Annotated in this window: 16 protein-coding genes; 4 read left to right on the forward strand and 12 right to left on the reverse strand. The window is 30.9% G+C overall.

The window, feature by feature from the left end; genetic code table 11:
• Positions 1-23: 23 nt before the first annotated feature.
• The 10 genes from A9G48_RS08075 to A9G48_RS08120 all read right to left on the reverse strand — a co-directional run bounded on the left by A9G48_RS08075 (position 24) and on the right by A9G48_RS08120 (position 9400).
• Positions 24-2348 carry an MMPL family transporter gene (locus tag A9G48_RS08075; RefSeq protein WP_051825017.1) on the reverse strand — a complete coding sequence of 775 codons (2325 nt, stop codon included), beginning with the start codon at positions 2346-2348 and terminating at the stop codon, positions 24-26.
• Positions 2326-2931 (reverse strand): outer membrane lipoprotein carrier protein LolA, encoded by a 606-nt coding sequence (locus A9G48_RS08080; RefSeq protein ID WP_034943504.1) that lies wholly within the window; start codon positions 2929-2931, stop codon positions 2326-2328. The genes A9G48_RS08075 and A9G48_RS08080 overlap by 23 nt, the downstream gene beginning before the upstream one ends.
• Positions 2928-3350: an acyl-CoA thioesterase gene (locus tag A9G48_RS08085; protein WP_034943503.1), complete on the reverse strand. Its 423-nt coding sequence runs from the start codon at positions 3348-3350 to the stop codon at positions 2928-2930. The genes A9G48_RS08080 and A9G48_RS08085 overlap by 4 nt, the downstream gene beginning before the upstream one ends.
• Entirely contained in the window at positions 3340-5091 is a 1752-nt protein-coding gene (locus A9G48_RS08090; RefSeq protein WP_051825016.1) for a glycosyltransferase family 2 protein, read from the reverse strand. The genes A9G48_RS08085 and A9G48_RS08090 overlap by 11 nt, the downstream gene beginning before the upstream one ends.
• Positions 5082-6818, reverse strand: coding sequence for an ApeI family dehydratase (locus A9G48_RS08095; protein ID WP_034943502.1), 1737 nt, complete (start codon positions 6816-6818; stop codon positions 5082-5084). Before A9G48_RS08095 ends, A9G48_RS08090 begins: the two co-directional genes overlap by 10 nt.
• On the reverse strand, positions 6788-7273 hold the full coding sequence (locus A9G48_RS08100) for a hypothetical protein (RefSeq protein ID WP_141672985.1): 486 nt from the start codon (positions 7271-7273) through the stop codon (positions 6788-6790). The genes A9G48_RS08095 and A9G48_RS08100 overlap by 31 nt, the downstream gene beginning before the upstream one ends.
• 83 nt (positions 7274-7356) lie before the next feature.
• Complete coding sequence (locus A9G48_RS08105) at positions 7357-7605, reverse strand: acyl carrier protein (RefSeq protein WP_034943500.1); 249 nt, start codon at positions 7603-7605, stop codon at positions 7357-7359.
• A 13-nt stretch (positions 7606-7618) separates the two neighbouring features.
• Positions 7619-7876 carry a phosphopantetheine-binding protein gene (locus tag A9G48_RS08110; protein ID WP_034943499.1) on the reverse strand — a complete coding sequence of 86 codons (258 nt, stop codon included), beginning with the start codon at positions 7874-7876 and terminating at the stop codon, positions 7619-7621.
• Between the two features lie 28 nt (positions 7877-7904).
• Positions 7905-8699: a lysophospholipid acyltransferase family protein gene (locus A9G48_RS08115; protein ID WP_034943498.1), complete on the reverse strand. Its 795-nt coding sequence runs from the start codon at positions 8697-8699 to the stop codon at positions 7905-7907.
• On the reverse strand, positions 8681-9400 hold the full coding sequence (locus A9G48_RS08120) for a beta-ketoacyl synthase chain length factor (RefSeq protein ID WP_034943497.1): 720 nt from the start codon (positions 9398-9400) through the stop codon (positions 8681-8683). The genes A9G48_RS08115 and A9G48_RS08120 overlap by 19 nt, the downstream gene beginning before the upstream one ends.
• Positions 9401-9519: 119 nt before the next feature.
• Here A9G48_RS08120 and A9G48_RS08125 point away from each other — a divergent pair, with 119 nt between their 5' ends.
• The 4 genes from A9G48_RS08125 to A9G48_RS08140 all read left to right on the forward strand — a co-directional run bounded on the left by A9G48_RS08125 (position 9520) and on the right by A9G48_RS08140 (position 14675).
• Complete coding sequence (locus tag A9G48_RS08125) at positions 9520-10605, forward strand: methyltransferase (protein ID WP_034943496.1); 1086 nt, start codon at positions 9520-9522, stop codon at positions 10603-10605.
• 35 nt (positions 10606-10640) lie between these two features.
• Entirely contained in the window at positions 10641-11042 is a 402-nt protein-coding gene (locus A9G48_RS08130; protein WP_051825015.1) for a hypothetical protein, read from the forward strand.
• Between the two features lie 307 nt (positions 11043-11349).
• Positions 11350-13050, forward strand: a complete 1701-nt coding sequence (aspT, locus tag A9G48_RS08135) for an aspartate-alanine antiporter (protein WP_034943495.1) — start codon at positions 11350-11352, stop codon at positions 13048-13050.
• A 29-nt stretch (positions 13051-13079) separates the two neighbouring features.
• Positions 13080-14675 (forward strand): bifunctional aspartate transaminase/aspartate 4-decarboxylase, encoded by a 1596-nt coding sequence (locus A9G48_RS08140; protein ID WP_034943494.1) that lies wholly within the window; start codon positions 13080-13082, stop codon positions 14673-14675.
• 145 nt (positions 14676-14820) lie between these two features.
• Here A9G48_RS08140 and A9G48_RS08145 read toward each other — a convergent pair whose 3' ends face one another.
• A complete protein-coding gene (locus tag A9G48_RS08145) occupies positions 14821-16773 on the reverse strand; it encodes an acyltransferase family protein (protein WP_051825014.1) in 1953 nt (650 codons plus the stop codon).
• 286 nt (positions 16774-17059) lie between these two features.
• Positions 17060-19018, reverse strand: a complete 1959-nt coding sequence (locus A9G48_RS08150) for an acyltransferase family protein (protein WP_065576060.1) — start codon at positions 19016-19018, stop codon at positions 17060-17062.
• Positions 19019-19217 lie beyond the last annotated feature (199 nt).

The following is a 19217-nucleotide window of genomic DNA, read 5'->3' on the forward strand; positions in this document are numbered from 1 at the left end:
TAATTACCTGATTATTATTTATTTTAATACACTGTATATTTTTTTATGGCTAGTGGAGCAAATAAAAAAGCGGCAAGAATACCACTGGTTAGCACTAGCCCAAACCCCATGATTGCATTTGTATGACTTATTATAAGTAATCCAAAAGACAATAAAGTTGTTAATGCCGCCATTGTTACAGCTAATAAAGCACTTCGAGTTTGGCTTTTATAATTACTTAAAAAGAGACTATAATCTATACCGATGCCAATGACAAGAATGAGTGCTAACATCGAAAATAAATTAAGTGCTTGATTGATAATACCATGTACAGAAAGTGCAATACCGATTGATAATAATGTTGGTAGCACACTTTTTAATGCAGTTTTTAAACCATATTTACGATTGTGGAAAACAAAACATGAACATATTATTACTACAGCCCCTGTAAGTAGTTGGGATAGATGAATTCTGTAGTTAGTAAACATATTATTAAATTCAGTACGACGATCTAACCAATAAACTCCTTTATTTTCATAAGATAATTCCCTGATTTTATCTAATTTATTTATACCACTGATCGGAATAAGTGTGGCGCTTTTGCCATTTTTTCGCGTTAACCAAAGTAGTTTTCTACCTTGGCTAATTTCACTATTTTCCCATAATGTTGGTGTAATAAGGGTTTTTGTGTCGTTCAAATTTAGTAATTGAGTTTCTATGCCAATTTGTTTAAGTGAAGATATTATTTCAGGCATGTATTGATCGACTAATTCTATATTCTGTTGCTGTTTTGCAATGGACGGTAAATTTATGGATTGATATTGTTTAAATAAACCAGCTTGTTTTGCTTGTTCTAATTTCGGTAAAAATTGTTCCAATCGCTGTAATGTCTGTTCTGCTGTATCACCAAACACAATGAACCATTTTTGATCTGTTGTTTGATGCGTTATATCTATAATAGCTTGTTCTTCTTTTTGTAGTTGAACAGGCAAAGCTTGTAGTTTACCTATATCATCATCTATAGTTAGGTTGTTTATACCATATCCTATAAATATTATTGCTGATAATATCATTGACCATTGAACGCCTTTATTTTGCCAAAGATTAAGCCAAAAGGTCAAAAACTGAGAAGCCACATTTTCGCGAGCAGGTAATTTGGGGGTTAAGAAAGGATACCAAAAAATAACAGTTAGAAATGCACCTATTAATCCAAATATAGCAAAAACTGAAAGCTGCTTTAATCCTGGAAATGGTGCTATTAATAAAATTAAGTAAGCAATAAGGCTTGAGCATAAAGCAATAGTTAATGTTACTAGCAATTTTTTTAAGCTAACATAGGTTGAATCTTGATTACCATGTAATAATCGCTCAGTTAGATAATGTAATGAGTAATCAATTGTAATGCCTATTACACTGGTGCTCATAACTAGCGTCATGACATGGATTTCACCAAAGATGGTTAATACAGCTACTGCACCGCAAACTATACCTATAAAAATGGATAATAGTGACAGCAAGATTGGTATAACAGATCGGAATACTATAATAATTAATATAATGATACCAATTATTGATAAACTGCCTATTGTTGAAATATCTTCTTTAGCAGCTAAACTTGCATTATCGCTATAATATAATACGCCGCGTTTTAAGATTTCTGTATCTGGCCACTTAGCTTTTAATTGCTCACTAAGTTTATTTAGTTGCGTAACAATTTGGTGTGATTGTTGCATATTAAACGATGAGCCATTTAATTCTGCATAGATCATGTACCACACATTACCTTGCTGATCTTGGCTTGATAACCAGCCATTTTTGACGGTTAGGCTACCTGTGTTGCCAAGTTGATTTAATTGCGATGAGCGCGTTAAGAGAAGTGGATCGCTATTAAGCTCTTTTGCGCTTACACCACTAAATGGTGAATATATTTGGCTTTGAATCCAAGCAAACTGTTTATGAGCTTTAAGTCGTTCGATCGTTTTTTCATCCATAAGTTGATAACGATATTGATAAGCAAATATCCCCCAGTTTTGTTGAAATTGCTCATCCATAAGCCCACTGATTATGTGGATAAATGGTTGTTTATTTAGATTTTGATACCACCATTTTACTGATTCTAAATTATTAGGATCGGCAGGTTTAATTAACCATACTAATTGTTTATCAAGTCTGTCTTGAAATCCATTGATAAACTCCATAGGAATATTGTTTGTTTGCTCTTGAGGAAGCAAAGATAATACGCTGCTATTAATCTTACTATTAGAAAAAAGATAAGATGCAGTTAGCAGTAAACAAACTACAGTAATAAGCCATACAATAGCACAATTTTTTAATTTTTTTATATTATTATTTGAATAATGATTGTTCATGTTGTGCTAATTTCGTTGTTTGATGATTCAAAAATTCAAGGGTAGTTTTATCATGTTGCATATCATTTATGGTAATTTTTTCTAAATGTGTTGCTCCAATGAGTATTATTTGTTTAAAAATTTTATTTAATGGTGTTACTTTTGGGGTGAGTGTAAGAATCCAATGTTTATTTTGTTCAGATAATTCGATATCAAAATTAGTTTCTAGCATCTCTTTATCAGCAATAAAAAGACTTGTAAGCAAATTGTTAAACTGAAAGAGTTGGGGTTGGCTTTCAGCAGTGATGATTTGAGGTTTTTGATCTTCAATACTTTGTTCCATTCGTTTTGAATTTATCTTTAAGGTAATGACAAAAGGCGTTTGCTGTTGCCACCATAAACCTAAATCTTGGGATATTATCATTTTTCCAGTTGAATGTAATGGGTTTGGTAAACCATTTATATAGCGATATTGTATAAAATCAGCTCGCATAATTTTATTTTTGCTAAATTGCTGTTGAATATCTTCAAGTGTAATTGCTTGTGCAACAGTCGTAAAAAAAGCTATAAAAAAAGTTAATAAAGCGACTAAGTAATTTTTCATTTTAATAATCCGAACTGTTCTAAAAAAATTGTAGGTGTAACAAAACTCATCTCTTTCGTTGTCATGCATACAGCCACTTGAATGGTATAACCAGACGTTGTTTTTTTACCAGTTTTACTGTCCCTAATGGTATAGTTAATTTTTATTCGATTTTCATACTCTTCTAATTGAGCCGTAATTAGTAGAGTTTGTTCTACAAAAGTTGAATTAGTATATTTGATACGAGCATCAACTATTGGCCAAATATATCCTGACTTTTGCATATCCATATATCCATAATTATATTTCTGGAATAATGCTTCTCTAGCTCTTTCAAAAAGTTTCAGATAATTACCATGCCAAACTACACCCATTGCATCGGTATCATGAAATGATGTTGTATATTCAATTGTTACACTGTGGTTAAAATTATTCTTCATCTTTATTATTACTTATGTGTATGTCATTTGTTTTAGGTTGAGTAAATTGCCAAAAGTCGTAAAAATTAAACCAATCGAGAGGCGATAATAGGCAATAATGTTCTAATCTTTTTGCATAATTTTGTATGATTAAATCAAGTTCAGCTTTACGGTTTTTTCTTGATATTTTTAATTTATCGGCAAAATGCTCAAAGTATATTTGAAAACGTCCGTTTGGTTTTAATCCCCAGGCTAAATAAACAGGAACACCTAAAGCTGAAGATAATATGAATGGTCCTTTTGGAAAAGGAGCTGGTTTGCCTAAGAAATCAGCCCAGCTTACTGATTCATCAAGCATTCTTTGGTGTGGATTGCTTGATGTTCTGTCACCAACAATCGCAACCCATTCGCCTTGTTCTAATTTTTGTTTAAGTAAAATTGCAGTGTCAGCACCAATTGAATCTACTTGTATTAGATTGAAGGTTGATGCTTGATTAGTTTCTTTAAGAATTTGATTAAAACGAGCAGCGTGTTTTCTAAAAACAAGAGTATTAATTTTGATATTATGTGATAGTTGAGCAAGCGCTCTGCATATTTCAACATCTCCGAGATGTGAGCATATTAAGATAATACCCTGTTTATTAGATATTAAATCTAAGTAAGTATCCATATTGGGCGAATAAATATCGTCTATTTTTATGTCTCCTTGCCAACATGCTATTTTATCTAGAAACGATTCACCAAAGCGCTGAAAATGGTGAAAACTAGTGAGCTGATTTTTATTAATAAGAGGAATATTTTTATAATAATTACTTATTATTTCTATATACTGCTTAGATGCTTGACGTTGTTTTTTTCCTGTTAGCCAAAAATAGGTGATAACAGGAAACATAATTAATTTAGAGGTTTTTCTACCAAATATGCGGTAAAACTTCAGAATTAATCTAATTCCAAATAAGCCCTTTCGTTCTTGTGTTTGCGACCAATGAATTTGCTCATCGTTTTTTTTATAATTCCTTTTTATTAACGGTAGTATGCGTGGAAGCATTCCCAAAAATAATTTAGTATGCATCTTGGTAATGAGTAAATTATCTTTAAACGCTTTGAAATGTGATATGCCATCTTTAGGATATGTGACTTTAGTTGGCACAAAAATAGACGGTATACCTTTCCAATATAATTGGACCATGATATCTGTATCGAAATCCATTCTTTTTCCTATATTGGATTGCTTAATAAGATTACATGTTGCTTGTAAAGGATAAACACGAAATCCACACATACTATCTTTTATTGAAAAAGATAAGGTTTCAATCCATACCCAAAAATGCGTTATATATCGGGCAATAAGCCGATGTTTAGGGACACTATTATCATATATTGGACAACCAGATATTAAGGCATGAGGATTTTGTAATGATTGTTCAATAAGTTTTTTTACAATCTGGCTATCATGTTGACCATCCGCATCTACTTGTATTGCATAGGCATAACCTTGGTTATATGCATATTCCAATCCTGTCATAACTGCCGCACCTTTTCCTTGGTTTGTTTTTAAACGGAGTAGCGTGACCCACGGAAACAAGGCGATAATTTGATCCATTTTTTGAACTTCATTAACTGAACTTCCATCATCGACTAAAATGCAATTTATCTCATAAGATGCAAGATGTTTGAGAACACCAAGTAATGCTTCACTGTGGTTATAGCAAGGAATAACAAAGCAATAATTAGAAGGAATAAAAAATGGAACTACCGACATAATGTTAATTTTCCTAAACTTGCTATTTTTGCATTATCATTAGGTGTAATAAATGTGTAAGTAAACTCTAATTTATTAGTATCTTTATCCCATTTCAAATGCAGCATTAAATGATCTTCTGGTAGGACAGGGCATTGAAATTTAATCACATCTACTGATGATAAATATAATGCTGAATCAAAACATTTTTTAGCATAATGTACAACCCAATTAAGCTGAGTTACGCCAGGTAGTAATGGTTGGGATGGAAAATGTCCTTTAAACCAGAACAGATCTGGTGATATATGCAGTTCAATGTCAGCTTGCGTGTCACTAAAATTAATGCTAATTTCCTTTGAAAATTCTTTTTTCATTCTTTTCTCTGATGTTTCAAATAATTTCTTTAATTCAATATAAGTACACTTCCCTTGAGAATTTTTAGGTAAAGAATCAATAAATCGCCATTTTTTAGGCATTTCGTTTAATGATAATGTATCTATCAATAAATGTCGAAAATATTGTGTTAATTTGAAATGATCATTGTGCTTTAGTTGTTGTTTGTATTTCGGCGATAATTCGATAATTGCCCCCAATACTGTTCTATTATTTTGTTCTATTGGGATAATAATTGCCTGTTGTACTTCATTGAGCTGGTTAATTTGGTTTTCAATATAAGTTAGCGAGACTCTATTTTCAGAAATTTTAATAATTTTATCTATTCTACCAATCAAGTGAAAATGGTTATCATCAACCTTTTTTAGTTTATCGTTTAACGGCTCAGGTTGTGCTAATAAAGGTGAAATTAGCTGAGGTCTTTCTGAGATATATTCAATTTTCATTGAAGAAAATAATTGCCAAGCAGTATTAATATGTTCTTGCTGGCGAGTTGCGATAATGCCTGTTTCGCTAGAACCATATATTTCATTTGGGAGTACATTAAAATTTTGTTTACAGAATTGAGCCTCTTCATAAGTGAGTTTCCCTCCAGAAGAAATAACTTTGTCACAATCAATTTTTGGTAATTTACTATCTAAAGTTTTAATAATGGAAGGCGTTGTAATATAAATAATTTTTTTATTATTATAAGTTATGAGCTGTTCTTGGTAGAGTATTGCTTCACAAACAAAAGGTATTTTACTACATAGAGATAACATTATTTTAAATGTTAGACCATACATATGTTCGTGTGAAACTGATGAAAGAAATAAATCATTGTTAAATTCCCCCCAATTGTTTTGGAGTTCTTGAATTTCGTACTCAAGCTGTAAAATTGATTTGTCAATTGATTTAGGTAATCCTGTCGATCCAGAAGTAAATAGTGTTAATGTTTGTTGTTTAAAATCATTGTTAATTAATTGAGAATCCTCTATTAAGTTATTAGAGTTAATTTGATCTATAGTGACAATCTCTTTTTTCAGAAGCTCTTTTTTATTAATCTCTACGTTGTCTGTTAATAATCCTTCAAAATGATGCTGTAATTCTTGATAATGTGGATTAAGTAAATATGGATGTTTACCAACATAGAAAAGAGCAAGCAACCCCGCAACGAAATTAAAACTGTCTTGCATATATAACGCCCAATGTTTATTAGGGTTATGATGTAATGCGTTGCTTAGTAGTAAAACTTGTTTTTTTAAATCACGTATTGATAATGGTTGCTTATTTCTAAAAGCTATAATTTCATGTTCAGGGCGTGATAACTGTTGTGATAGTTTAACTATTGTTGAATTCTTCGACGCAAAAGCCATTCTCCCCCCATAAATACTCCAATTAATACATAACTAATTAAACCATTATAGATTGTCCACCAATATGTATTATTGATTAAACAAGTGATCAAGGCTACTGTTCCATTGAAAACAAAGAATAGACACCAAAATATAGTAACTTTTCTTGTATATTGAATCGCATCAACCGATAAGTCTGGATTCTTGATTCTGGCAAATGTCTCAATAATAGTTTGAGATTGCGATAAAGAGTAGCTAAAAAAAACAAATAATACTACATTGACCATGACTGGATAATAAAGTAGTAATTGATATTTAGAAAATAACCAACTGGTCAATGCTAAGATCATGCCTATACAAGCAATAATCTTAGCCGTCCATTTTATATTAGATATTACATTCGGTAATGTTACTAACCGTATAAGAAATAAAATAATTAAACATAAAATGGCTAAATTTATATGTTTATTTTGCATAGATAAGTAGATAATAAAAGGGTAACAAACGATTAAAATACTTGTTACACATTTTGTTATTAACTTAATTTTTTTCATGCCAATTATTTTGTATTTGATAGATTATATACGGCTTCAACAACATCTTGTACCGTTCTAACTGATTTAAAAGTTTCAGGCTCTACTTTTTTACCAATCAGCTTTTGTAGATGCACAACTAAGTCAACAGCATCAATGCTATCAAGATCTAGTTCTTCAAATAGTTTTGATTCAGGTTTTATGTCACCTTCAGGTAGTTCAAAAATTTGCACTAGTACAGATTTGACTTGTTCAAAAATTTGTTGCTTTTCCATACTATAATGCTCCTTATTGTTTTTGTGATAAGATAAAACTAGCTAATGTCTTGACTGAATAAAACGCTTTTTTAGTTTCGTCACTTTCAGCCGATAAAACAATACCATATTCTTTTTTAATAGCTAAACCAAGCTCTAATGCATCTATTGAATCTAAGCCTAATCCTTCGACGAATAATGGCGCTTCAGTTTCAATATCATCAGGTGTGATATCTTCAAGATTAAGAACTTCAATTATAAGTACTTTAATGTCATGATGTAAGTTTTCCATTAGGTTTCCTTTTTCTATTTGATCAATATTAATTTATCCTACTTTTAGTAAAAAATGAGGTTAAATAGCTGGTTAATCTTCTTGCTGCAATAGTTGTATTTTGATCCATAAAATCATCAATCAAAATCTTTTCTCCAACTGTAATTTTAAAAGAAGCTTTTTGGGTTGGTATGTCATACCACCTTTGATGTTTAATTAGATAAGGTGGATCACATTGAATATGAACTACACGGATGTTTGCATGACAGCGTAAAGCAATATTAGCAGCACCTCTATGTAATTTTATTGGTTGATTAGGGACAGTTCTTGTTCCTTCTGGAAATATTAATATTCGGCCTCCATTTAGTAGTATATTCTGGCACTGTGGTAATATTTTTTCAGATTCAGCATTTAGGATATAGCCTGCTGTTTTAATTATTCGGCTGACAAAAACATTATGAAGTAATGCTCCCTTAACCAAACAATCACAACGAGGCATAACAGATGCTAAGAGTACAAAGTCAAGTAAAGAAGGATGATTAGCAACGATTAAGCAACTTTTATCTTGATTAAGTTTTTCGAGGCCATCAAATTGATATTGAATGACGTTTAAGAATTTTAATATCCTTATAAAAATTCTAAAACTAAAACTGATACTTATTTGAACAATAACGATTCGTTTGTTTTTATTCCAAACAAATAGCCTTAATAAGCTAAACCACAATATTGATAATACAATTAAACCACATAATCCAAAAAGCATGAATCCTAATGCAGTAGCAAATAATCGCCACCATTGGTTGATGCTGTAATTATTTTTTTTTACTAAAGGTTTAATGTCCATTGCCAATCCTGAGTATTTCCTTGTATTGTAAATTGTTTTTGTTTATTCAAATATGCATGCAAAAAAGCAAGAGATTGAGGATAATCGGGCTGATAAATCTTCGGTGTTTTTTTGATGCTTTGGCAATTAATTTCATTACCTTTTGCCAATATATATCCAACTGCATAAGCAGGAACTAACGGTTTGATTTCTTTGTGGTATGCTTCAGGAACCAATCCATCAAAGTCAATCAATAAGACTTTTTTATTTCCTTGATGCAATACTGCAAGAGATTCAATCAAGCCTTGTTGGAAGCTGTCATTATGAGCTGAAAGTGAGCTTATCGGTATCGTTTTATTACTAACGATAGTCAATAATCCAGAGGCGGTATTATGAACAGAAAGAGTAAAATCAGTTGGCGAGATATCTATATTTCGATTCAGTGTAGATAAAATTTTATAGGTTCTTTCTAATTCGCCATGTTGGCTAGTGAAAATAGCTAAATCCAAATTATTATTCTCAATAAGATTAAGCCCTACTTCAACAGCAAATCGTGATGCGATACTCATTCTTCGAGATTGCATCATAGGTATTTTTGTTACTTTAGGTAATGGTAAACTCCAATCATGAACGGGATTTTTAGACCATAATTCCCAATCATGTTTCTTTGATAATCCTGAAGATAAAGCAAACCAACTCTCAACTGCAAAAGAAAAATTCATTTTATTAATATTTTTATTAATTACTTATATTAACTATAATTTGTTAATTTATTGACCAAATTATTACATATATTTATAATTTGTAAATACTACATCAAAATTTAAAAAAGGCAATACTATTGGCTACACAAGAAAATTCAAAATATGGATATGATAAAGATATCTATACCGCATTAGAGGCAATTACTGAAGCGCAAAAAATAGCATTTTCACCAATTTTATTTCAAGCAATTGTTTGCATGAAAAATAAGGGAATTTTGGCGTGTTTAGACCGAGCAGGTCAAAAAGGAATCAGTATTGATAACTTAGTCAAAGAAGTTTCTTTATCTCCTTATGCAATTCAACTTTTGTTAGATGTTGGTTTGAGCATGCATGTTATTTATCAACATGATTCGCATTATATCTTAGGTAAAATAGGTCATTATTTATTACATGATAGAATGACTCATGTTAACCTTAATTTCACTCAGGATGTTTGTTATCAAGGTATGTTCTATCTTCAAGATTCTTTAGAAAGCGGTTGTCCAAAAGGATTAAAGGTTTTTGGAGATTGGAAGACAATTTATCCAGCATTACAGCAATTACCTGAAAAAGCTAAACAAAGTTGGTTTGAGTTTGATCATTTTTATTCCGATCACTCATTTCCTAGCGCTTTTCTTTATGTTAACCAGCTAAACCCCAAACATATATATGATGTTGGTGGAAATACCGGAAAGTGGGCAATTTATTGTGCAAAACACAATCCTGATATTAAGGTGACATTACTTGATTTACCAGAACAAATTACTGTTGCTGAAAAAAATATTAAGCAAATTGGTTTAGAACATCGCATTGATGGTTATGCTGTAGACTTATTATCTGCTGAAAGGCTACCTAATAAAGCAGATGTTTGGTGGATGAGCCAATTTCTAGATTGTTTTAGTGAAGAGCAAATTACAAACATTTTAAAGTTAGTTCACCGTAGTATGAAAGATGATGCTACAGTTTGCATAATGGATATTTTTTGGGATAGACAAGATTTTGAAGCGGGTGCATTAAGCTTGAATGCTTCTTCTTTATATTTTACGTGCTTGGCAAATGGCAATAGTCGTTTCTATCACTCTAAAGTATTTTATAAATGTCTGAATGATGCAGGTTTTCACGTCGAGAAAGATATCGATGGCCTAGGTTTTGGTCATTCATTATTAATATGTAAAAAGCGTTAAGTGAACATAATTAACAATAATTCAAGGAGTAATAAATGAAGTTATTAAAATATTTATCGATACTTTTATTCATCTCATTTTTATTTGGTTGCGGTAATAATAAATATGGCACTCCAAAAAATACTTATACACAAGTGAATGGTCTTACTAAAGAGCAAGTAAAAGCAGCTATTTTAGCATCTGCCACTAAAGAACCATCCAGATTTAGTAATTGGAAAATGACTGTTGCTGATAAAAATACAATTCGTGCTACTTTAGTCAATCGCGAGTATCAAGTTGTTGTTAATATACCTTATTCTGCTGAAGGTTATGCAATTAATTTTGTTTCTGGCAGTACAAATTTAACCAATAATAAAGGTCAAATTCACCGAAATTATAAACGTTGGATAAAAAAACTTGATAATAATATTAAGTTAAATCTTGCTAAGGCGAAATAATTAAGTTTCTTACATTTTATTCACTTATATTTAAGTTGTTTTGAGATATGCAATAAGCCCAATTTGTTATTGGGCTTATTAATATAGTCAACTTTGTTATATCTGTTTTTAAATAAAAAATGCATAATTATTGATTAATCATTTTTCTAACAATGATATCAATTGTTAAAATTGACTTTCTATTCTTTCAATAACAGTTTAGTATAAATACGTATTCATAATATTTTAATGAATATTTTTTAAACCCCTTTTTGTATCTTTTCTTATATTTTTAATTCACCATTTTTAGCACTTGAGGACAATTATTATGTTTCAATGGCTTTCAAATTGGATTTTAGATGGACTAAAACACTCACCGGAAATTCTTTTATTTCTTTCTTTGAGTTTGGGTTATTTAATTGGCAGTATTCGTATAGGTAAATTTCAGCTTGGTGGAGTTGCAGGCTCATTGCTTGTTGCTGTTGCACTAAGTGTTTTTGGCGTTACAGTTGATTCTGGTGTTAAAGCAGTTCTTTTCGCACTGTTTATCTATGCTGTTGGTTTTGAAAGTGGTCCACAGTTTTTTCGATCACTAGGTGTTAAAACATTACGAGAAATCTTTTTAGCATTGTTTATTGCTATAATTGGTTTTGTGACAGTGGTAGTATTAGCAAAAGTTTTCAATTTAGATAAAGGGTTAGCTGCAGGATTGGCTGCAGGTGGGTTAACTCAATCAGCTATTATGGGTACAGCTTCTGATGCTTTAAGTCAGCTGGGTTTAAGTGCCGAAGAGCTCAGGAGATTGCAGGGTAATGTGACAATTGGCTATGCCGTTACTTATATCTTTGGTTCGCTAGGGGCAATCATTGTTTGTGTTAATATTTTACCAAAAATAATGGGGCGAGATATTAGTGATGATGCCATAAAAGCTCAATCAGAACAGCTTAATGGCTCGCTATTATTAGGCGCTAATCAAAATTTCGCTTTATCTGATATTAGTGGTCGTTTATATCATGTAACTAATAAGATTAATCAAAGCGTTTCTGATATTGAAAAAATGGTTAATGGTATTAGCATTGAACGAATAAAACGTGACAATAAAATTTTAGAAGCAACTCCAGATGTTTTAATAAAAGAAAAAGATATTATTTTGGTTGTTGGTCATCGCGATGCCATGATTCAAGCAAATGATCTTCTTGGCACTGAGGTTAATTCTGCCTCAGGGATGGATGTTATTATGAATACGCAAGATGTTGAGATGCGTAACTCTCGTTATGTTGGTGAAAACTTAATGCAGGTGCTTTCCTCTGATGAAGTTATGAAGCTAAAGCATGGTATTTATTTAGTCGCTATTCATCGAGATGGTCAGCCTCTTCCACTTAATAATGATATTGTTTTAAAACTTGGTGATGTGATAACTATTTACGGTGCTGATAGTGATCTTCGGCGTGTAATTGATAAAATTGGTGCACCAATTACCAAAAGCGAGAAAACTGATTGGATATTTCATGGCCTAGGTTTGGTCGTTGGACTTATTATTGGTTTAATTGTTATTCATGTAAGTCATATCCCAATTACATTAGGGGCTGGCGGAGGAGCATTACTTTCTGGTTTATTATTTGGTTGGTATCGTGCTCTGCATCAAACTTATGGAAACATTCCTTCCGGAGCGCTACAACTTTTAAAAGATTTTGGTTTAGCTGGCTTTGTTGCTGTAGTTGGTTTAAGTTCAGGGCTTCAAGCAATTGATACTATAAAAGAACAAGGGATTTCCCTATTTTTAATAGGTGTGATTGTCACATTATTACCAATGTTACTTGCTATCTATTTTGGTAAATATATCCTTGGTTATAAAAATGCGGCAGTATTTGCTGGTGCCTTAGCTGGTTCTCGAAGTGCTAATCCAGCTTTTGGGGAAGTGCTAAATAAAGCCGGCAACTCAATACCAACTAACTCTTTCGCTATTACTTATGCATTAGCTAATGTTTTCTTAACACTTTTAGGTCCATTTGTAGTTGCTTTTGTTTAATTGTAATATCAATTTAAAGGTAAATTCTTATGAAGACTAAATCAGAGTACGCTAAATATGCTAATTTAAGCCCTTTTGAATTAAAAGATAACTTAATTAAACTTGCACAAAGCCATACAGATCATGTGATGTTAAATGCTGGACGTGGAAATCCTAATTTTCTAGCTACTTGGCCAAGACAGGCATTTTTTCAATTAGGTGTTTTTGCGGTGCAAGAATCAGAAATGTCTTATTCTTACTTGAATGAAGGGATAGGGGGCTTTCCAATTAAATCCGGATTAACTGGGCGTTTTGAACATTTTATCTATCAAAACTATAACACCCCTGGTGTCTCCTTTTTAGGTAAGGCCTTTTCTTATATTCGTGATCAATTAGGGCTTGACGAAAATGCCTTTTTACAAGAAATGGTAGAAGGTATTTTAGGGTGTAATTATCCTGTTCCGGATAGGATGTTACAATTTAGTGAAGAGATAGTAAAAGCCTATGTTTTGCAGCAAATGGGAGCTCAATATCTTGATCGTGGTGATATTGATCTGTTTGCTGTAGAAGGTGGTACAGCAGCTATGGCTTACATATTTAATTCAATGAAAGAAAATGGTTTGATTGAAAAAGGTGATAAAATTGCAATAGGAGCACCTATCTTTACGCCTTACCTTGAAATTCCATCTTTAAATGATTATCAATTAGTTGAGATATTAGTTAATTCTGATCCTAACTTAAATTGGCAGTATCCTGAAGCAGAATTACGTAAATTAGAAGATTCTTCTATCAAAGCTTTCTTCCTGGTGAATCCTTCAAATCCTCCTTCTGTGAAAATTGATAGTAAAAGCCTGAAAATTATAGCTGATATTGTTAAAAAACGTCCTGATTTAATTATTTTAACCGATGATGTTTATGGTACATTTGCCGATGATTTTCAATCTTTGTTTGCTGTTTGTCCCCAAAATACTATCCTGGTCTATTCATTTTCTAAATATTTTGGTGCAACAGGTTGGCGTTTAGGAGTTATTGCAATAAATAAAGATAATGTTATTGATAAAACTATTAAAACTTTACCAAGTAAAACAAAACAAATTCTGAATAAGCGTTACAGTTCAATTGTTACTGATCCTGAGAATCTTAAATTTATCGATCGGCTAGTTGCTGATAGTCGTGCTGTTGCATTGAATCATACCGCTGGACTTTCTACCCCGCAGCAGGTACAAATGGTATTATTTGCATTATGCGAAATGATGGATGCCGATGAAAGTTATAAATCTATATTAAAATCATTAATTCGCCGTAGAGCAGCTTCACTTTATCAACATGTTGGTCTTAAACATCAAATAGATGAAAATAGTGTCGATTACTATACATTAATCGATCTTGAACATATTTGCCGAGAACTTTATGACGATAAATTTGCAAAATGGATCTTAAAAAATAAAAATCCTTCTGAAATGCTCTTTAGGATTGCTGATGAAGCAGGTGTAGTTCTTCTGCCAGGTAAAGGGTTCGCTGTTCAACACCCATCAGCTCGTGCATCTTTAGCTAATTTAAATGAGCACCAATATGCTTCAATTGGTTTATCAATGCGCAAACTTGCTCAAGAGTATTATGATGAATATAATGCAAAAAATAGATAACTAATTTATTTGATAATAAATTTTCAATATAAAAAATATAGCCTTAATTAATTTGGGGCTATATTTAAGTTTTTGTATTCTTAATTAAAAAGTGGCAGATGATGAAAAATAAATATTTTTATCATCTTGTTCACTTATTAATAAACTATTCATTTGCTTCTTTAGCTAATTGTTGCCAAAAAGCTTGTTGTGTTGGTAAAACTTCTTGTGACCATAATCGTGTTACATATTCATTTAAATGGCCGTCATGAGAATATGCAATTAACCCTTTGTAAATAGGCCATTCTTTTCTCGATTTTTCATTTAATCCATTTAATGGATCGAAAAAAATTGCTTTTCCATAAATGGAATTTTGAATCATTGCGTTAGCAAATTTTTCTTGATTAGTAATAAATTTCTTACTTTTAAAAGGTTTATTGTGCAAGAAATAAACCATAAATTTTTCATGCTCTTTAACATTTATCCAAGGTGCTTGGGATAGTACAATTGTTTTTTTATTGTATTTAGTTATATTAGTTGCTAAGTAATTAATTATTAAATGTTGTTGTTTACCTTTTTTATTGTAAGAATATGCATTATATCGTCCTGCGTATATTAGAATTTTTGCTTCTTGTATAGCTTTGGTAACTTCTTTACCTAACCTCAAACATTTTCTTTTAAATTCAGAAGGTATTACATTTAACTTAATTTGTTCAGGTAAAAAAGTACAGGCTGGAGAATTAATAATTTTTACAGCAAATCCATATTTCTTCCCTGCTTCATCAAGATAAGGAGAATAATGCCCAGAATGAGAATCACCAAATAATAATATATTTGCTTGTTTTGTTTTATCACCAAAAATACAATTGCCTTTAATTTCACCCATACAAAAATTTTCTGCTGGATTTAAATATTCTGTTTGTAAATAGTAAAGTTGAAGTCTTTCTAGGCTATGTGTATTTAAAAATTTAGTTGATTTTTGTGCATAATAGATAGTTAAAATTACTGTTACAGGTAGAATGTAATAGACAATTAATGAAAATTTAAAACTTCGTTTTTTCAAACGACAAGGTCGTTCAATAAAATAATAAGTTAATATAGATATAAGCAAAGTACCAACTACAATCCAAAAGTATTGCTTTGGTTTATAAAACTGCTCGACAAAAAGGTATTTTCGCGACAGCACAATTATAGGCCAATGCCATAAATATAGAGAATAGGATATTTTACCTATAAAAACAATGGGTTTTAATGATAGCAATCTAGAGACTATAGTTTTAGGGTGGTAAAAATATAAAATCAAACCTGTGCTAATTGTTGGAAAAATAGCCCAAAAACTAGGAAATAATATTTTATCTGAAAATAAAGTAACTGATAAAGATATTCCGATAAAACCTATCAGTGTTAGTACATTATTTTTTGCAAGATTTGTTCCAATATATTTATCTTTATCTCTATATATCGATAAAATGCCCAAAATAGAGCCTATTAATAGCTCACCAGCCCTCCCAGTAAGTAATGAATAATAATTGTATTTAGTTAATAATCGAGCTAATGGTGAAATTTGAGCTAATAAGAAAGACAGAAAAGCGATAATGACAAAAACAATTAATGCTATTTTAGTCGCAGATTGCTGCTTTAACCTTAATAGTAATAATAATATAAATGGTAATATAATGTAGAACTGTTCTTCAACGGCTAAACTCCAAGTGTGCAAAATTGGCATTGATTCTGCAGATGAATCCCAATATCCGCCAGTATGCTTTGCAAAAAACATATTTTCCCAGAAATAAGTTGTTGATTTTAAACTACGAAAAAACAACATAAAATCATTAGGTAATAATATATACCATGAAAAAAATGCAGTGAAGAGCATGACGAAGAAAAAAACCGGTAATATACGATTAATCCGTCTTTGATAAAAGTTTTTAAAACTAAATGTATTATTGATAATTTCACCATAAATTATTTTGGTGATAAGAAATCCTGAGATAACAAAAAATATATCTACACCAATAAAGCCTCCATGTAGCCAATGATGATTAAGGTGATAAGCAATAACTGCGATAACTGCAAATGCCCTAAGGCCATCAATATCAGATCTGTATTTCAATTCCATCTATAGAACCACCGAATTAAGGTTTCTTAATATTATGCTCTTCATACGTATTACTGGGTGTTGCATATAATTATCTTTTTAGATAAAAAGTTAAATAGCAAAACAACGCCACTTTCAAAAAGAGAGTACTTAAAAAAACAATTTTGAAGCATAAAAATTAAAAATCATAACGTTATGTATTAAATAAAAAATTAATTTGTTTGTGAATGTTAATATTCCCCCTATATTTAAAGAAACTATGTGCAAAATCAAATATGGGGGAACAGTATATTATGATACGAGTGATTTATTCATTTGCTTCTTTAGCCAGTTGTTTCCAAAATTCTTTTTGTTTCGGTAAAACTTCTTTGGACCATTGACGAGTTACATACTCACCTAAATGACCATCATAGCTATAAGCAATTAACCCATTATATATAGGCCACTCTTTTTTAGATTCTTCGCTTAAATCATTCAATGGATTGAAGAATATCGCTTTACCTTTTACTTCTTCTTCAATTAGCTTATTTGATAATTTTTCACTATTAGTGATAAAGTGGTTGCTTGTAAAAGGTATGTCCTGTAAATAATTGGCTATAAATCTTTCATGTTCATTTGTATCAATCCATGGAACTTGAGCTAATACAATAAATTTTTTATTAGTTTTATCGATAAATTTGGGCAAATATTTAACAATTAAAGGTTCCCCATCATAATAGTAACCATTATAACGTCCTGCATATATTATTATTTTTGACTCTTCAATTGCTTTAGTGACATCCCTTCGAAGATCTTCACAATCTTTTTTGAATCTAGAGTCGATCAGATTTAAATCATATTGCTCTGGTAAAAAAGTGCAAGCATGTGCATTTATAATTTTTACAGCAAATCCGTATTTTTTACCCGCTTCATCTAAATATGGCGAATAATGGCCAGAATGAGAATCTCCGAATAGTACAATATTAGGTTTTTTAGTTTTATCTCCAAAAACACAATCACCTACAATTCTACTAATACAAAAATTTTCAGATGGATCTAAATATTGTCCTTGCAACTTATAAAGCTCTAATTTCTCTTTATATCGATAATCTAAAAATTTAGTCTCTTTTTGCATATAATATACAGAAAAGATTACTAAAACGGGAAATATATAATAAGTAATAAAAGAATATTTAAAGCTTCTTTTATTAATCCGGCAAGGCCTCTCAATTAAAAAGTAAGATATTATAGATAAAATTAAGGTAATAAGGAAAACAATAACGTATTGTTCCGCTGAGTTAAACTCTTTAATGAAGAGGTATTTTCGAGTAAGAACAATTATCGGCCAATGCCATAAATATAGAGAATAAGAAATTTTACCAACAAAGACTACAGGTTTTAAAGATAACAATCTTGATACAATGGTTTTAGGGTGGTAACAATATAGAATTGTAGCAGCACTAATAGCTGGTATAACTGCCCAAAAACTAGGAAATAGTATTTTATCAGAAATAAAAGTTATAGATAAAACAATTCCAATCAAACCAATAAATGACATTATATTGCATCTAATAAGCAAAGCTTGTTGCTGTGCTGTGTTGTTAAGGTCATTATGTTTGTTATCTATATTAACTGAAATAATTCCAATAATAGAGCCTATTAATAATTCACCAGCGCGTCCTGTAAAAAGAGAATAGTAGTTGTATTTGGTTAAAAATGCAGATTCTGGTGAAATTTGAGCTAGTAAAAATGATATAAACGCAATTATAAAAAAAACGGTCAATACTAATTTAATTGATCGTTGTTTCGTTTTTAAAAGAATTAATAGAATAAAGGGAAGAATAATATAAAACTGTTCTTCTACAGCGAGGCTCCAAGTATGTAGTATTGGCATAGATTCAGCTGAAGTGTCCCAATACCCACCTGTATTTTGCGCAAAAAACATGTTTTCCCAAAAATAGGTAGTCGACTTTAAACTGCGTAAAAATAACATCAAGTCTTTTGGTAAAAAGAGGTACCATGCAAAAATTGAAGTAAGAAGCATTACACAAAAAAAGACCGGTAAAATGCGATTTATTCGTCTTTGGTAAAAATTTTTGAAACTAAATGTATTATTGCAAATTTCACTATAAATTATTTTGGTAATCAAAAAACCAGAAATCACAAAAAATATATCAACACCAATAAAACCGCCTTGTAACCAGTTATTATTTAGATGGTAAATAATTACAGAAAGTACAGCTAATGCCCTAAGCCCATCAATATCAGATCTATACTTTAATTTCATTGCAGCCACAATACCTTGAGTAAAATTGTAGCATTATATACTTTTTTTAATCATATTAGAATACATCGAAAATGTTTTATACTTGCTAATAAAAAATATAAAAGGTGATATTAAAATAACAAGTTAAACCTAGATAAATAATTATTTATATTACACTTCATATAATTCAATTATTAAAGAAACGGTACCAATAATGATG

This window comes from Gilliamella sp. wkB18 (assembly GCF_001690875.1).
Taxonomy (GTDB): Bacteria; Pseudomonadota; Gammaproteobacteria; order Enterobacterales; family Orbaceae; genus Gilliamella; species Gilliamella apicola_A.

Excerpts from the sequence above, each read along its gene's own strand:
- A9G48_RS08075 (WP_051825017.1), bottom strand. The coding sequence starts at position 2,348 with ATGAACAATCATTATTCAAATAATAATATAAAAAAATTAAAAAATTGT.
- A9G48_RS08080 (WP_034943504.1), bottom strand. The coding sequence starts at position 2,931 with ATGAAAAATTACTTAGTCGCTTTATTAACTTTTTTTATAGCTTTTTTT.
- A9G48_RS08085 (WP_034943503.1), bottom strand. The coding sequence starts at position 3,350 with ATGAAGAATAATTTTAACCACAGTGTAACAATTGAATATACAACATCA.
- A9G48_RS08090 (WP_051825016.1), bottom strand. The coding sequence starts at position 5,091 with ATGTCGGTAGTTCCATTTTTTATTCCTTCTAATTATTGCTTTGTTATT.
- A9G48_RS08095 (WP_034943502.1), bottom strand. The coding sequence starts at position 6,818 with ATGGCTTTTGCGTCGAAGAATTCAACAATAGTTAAACTATCACAACAG.
- A9G48_RS08100 (WP_141672985.1), bottom strand. The coding sequence starts at position 7,273 with ATGCAAAATAAACATATAAATTTAGCCATTTTATGTTTAATTATTTTA.
- A9G48_RS08105 (WP_034943500.1), bottom strand. The coding sequence starts at position 7,605 with ATGGAAAAGCAACAAATTTTTGAACAAGTCAAATCTGTACTAGTGCAA.
- A9G48_RS08110 (WP_034943499.1), bottom strand. The coding sequence starts at position 7,876 with ATGGAAAACTTACATCATGACATTAAAGTACTTATAATTGAAGTTCTT.
- A9G48_RS08115 (WP_034943498.1), bottom strand. The coding sequence starts at position 8,699 with ATGGACATTAAACCTTTAGTAAAAAAAAATAATTACAGCATCAACCAA.
- A9G48_RS08120 (WP_034943497.1), bottom strand. The coding sequence starts at position 9,400 with ATGAATTTTTCTTTTGCAGTTGAGAGTTGGTTTGCTTTATCTTCAGGA.
- A9G48_RS08130 (WP_051825015.1), top strand. The coding sequence starts at position 10,641 with ATGAAGTTATTAAAATATTTATCGATACTTTTATTCATCTCATTTTTA.
- aspT (WP_034943495.1), top strand. The coding sequence starts at position 11,350 with ATGTTTCAATGGCTTTCAAATTGGATTTTAGATGGACTAAAACACTCA.
- A9G48_RS08140 (WP_034943494.1), top strand. The coding sequence starts at position 13,080 with ATGAAGACTAAATCAGAGTACGCTAAATATGCTAATTTAAGCCCTTTT.
- A9G48_RS08145 (WP_051825014.1), bottom strand. The coding sequence starts at position 16,773 with ATGGAATTGAAATACAGATCTGATATTGATGGCCTTAGGGCATTTGCA.
- A9G48_RS08150 (WP_065576060.1), bottom strand. The coding sequence starts at position 19,018 with ATGAAATTAAAGTATAGATCTGATATTGATGGGCTTAGGGCATTAGCT.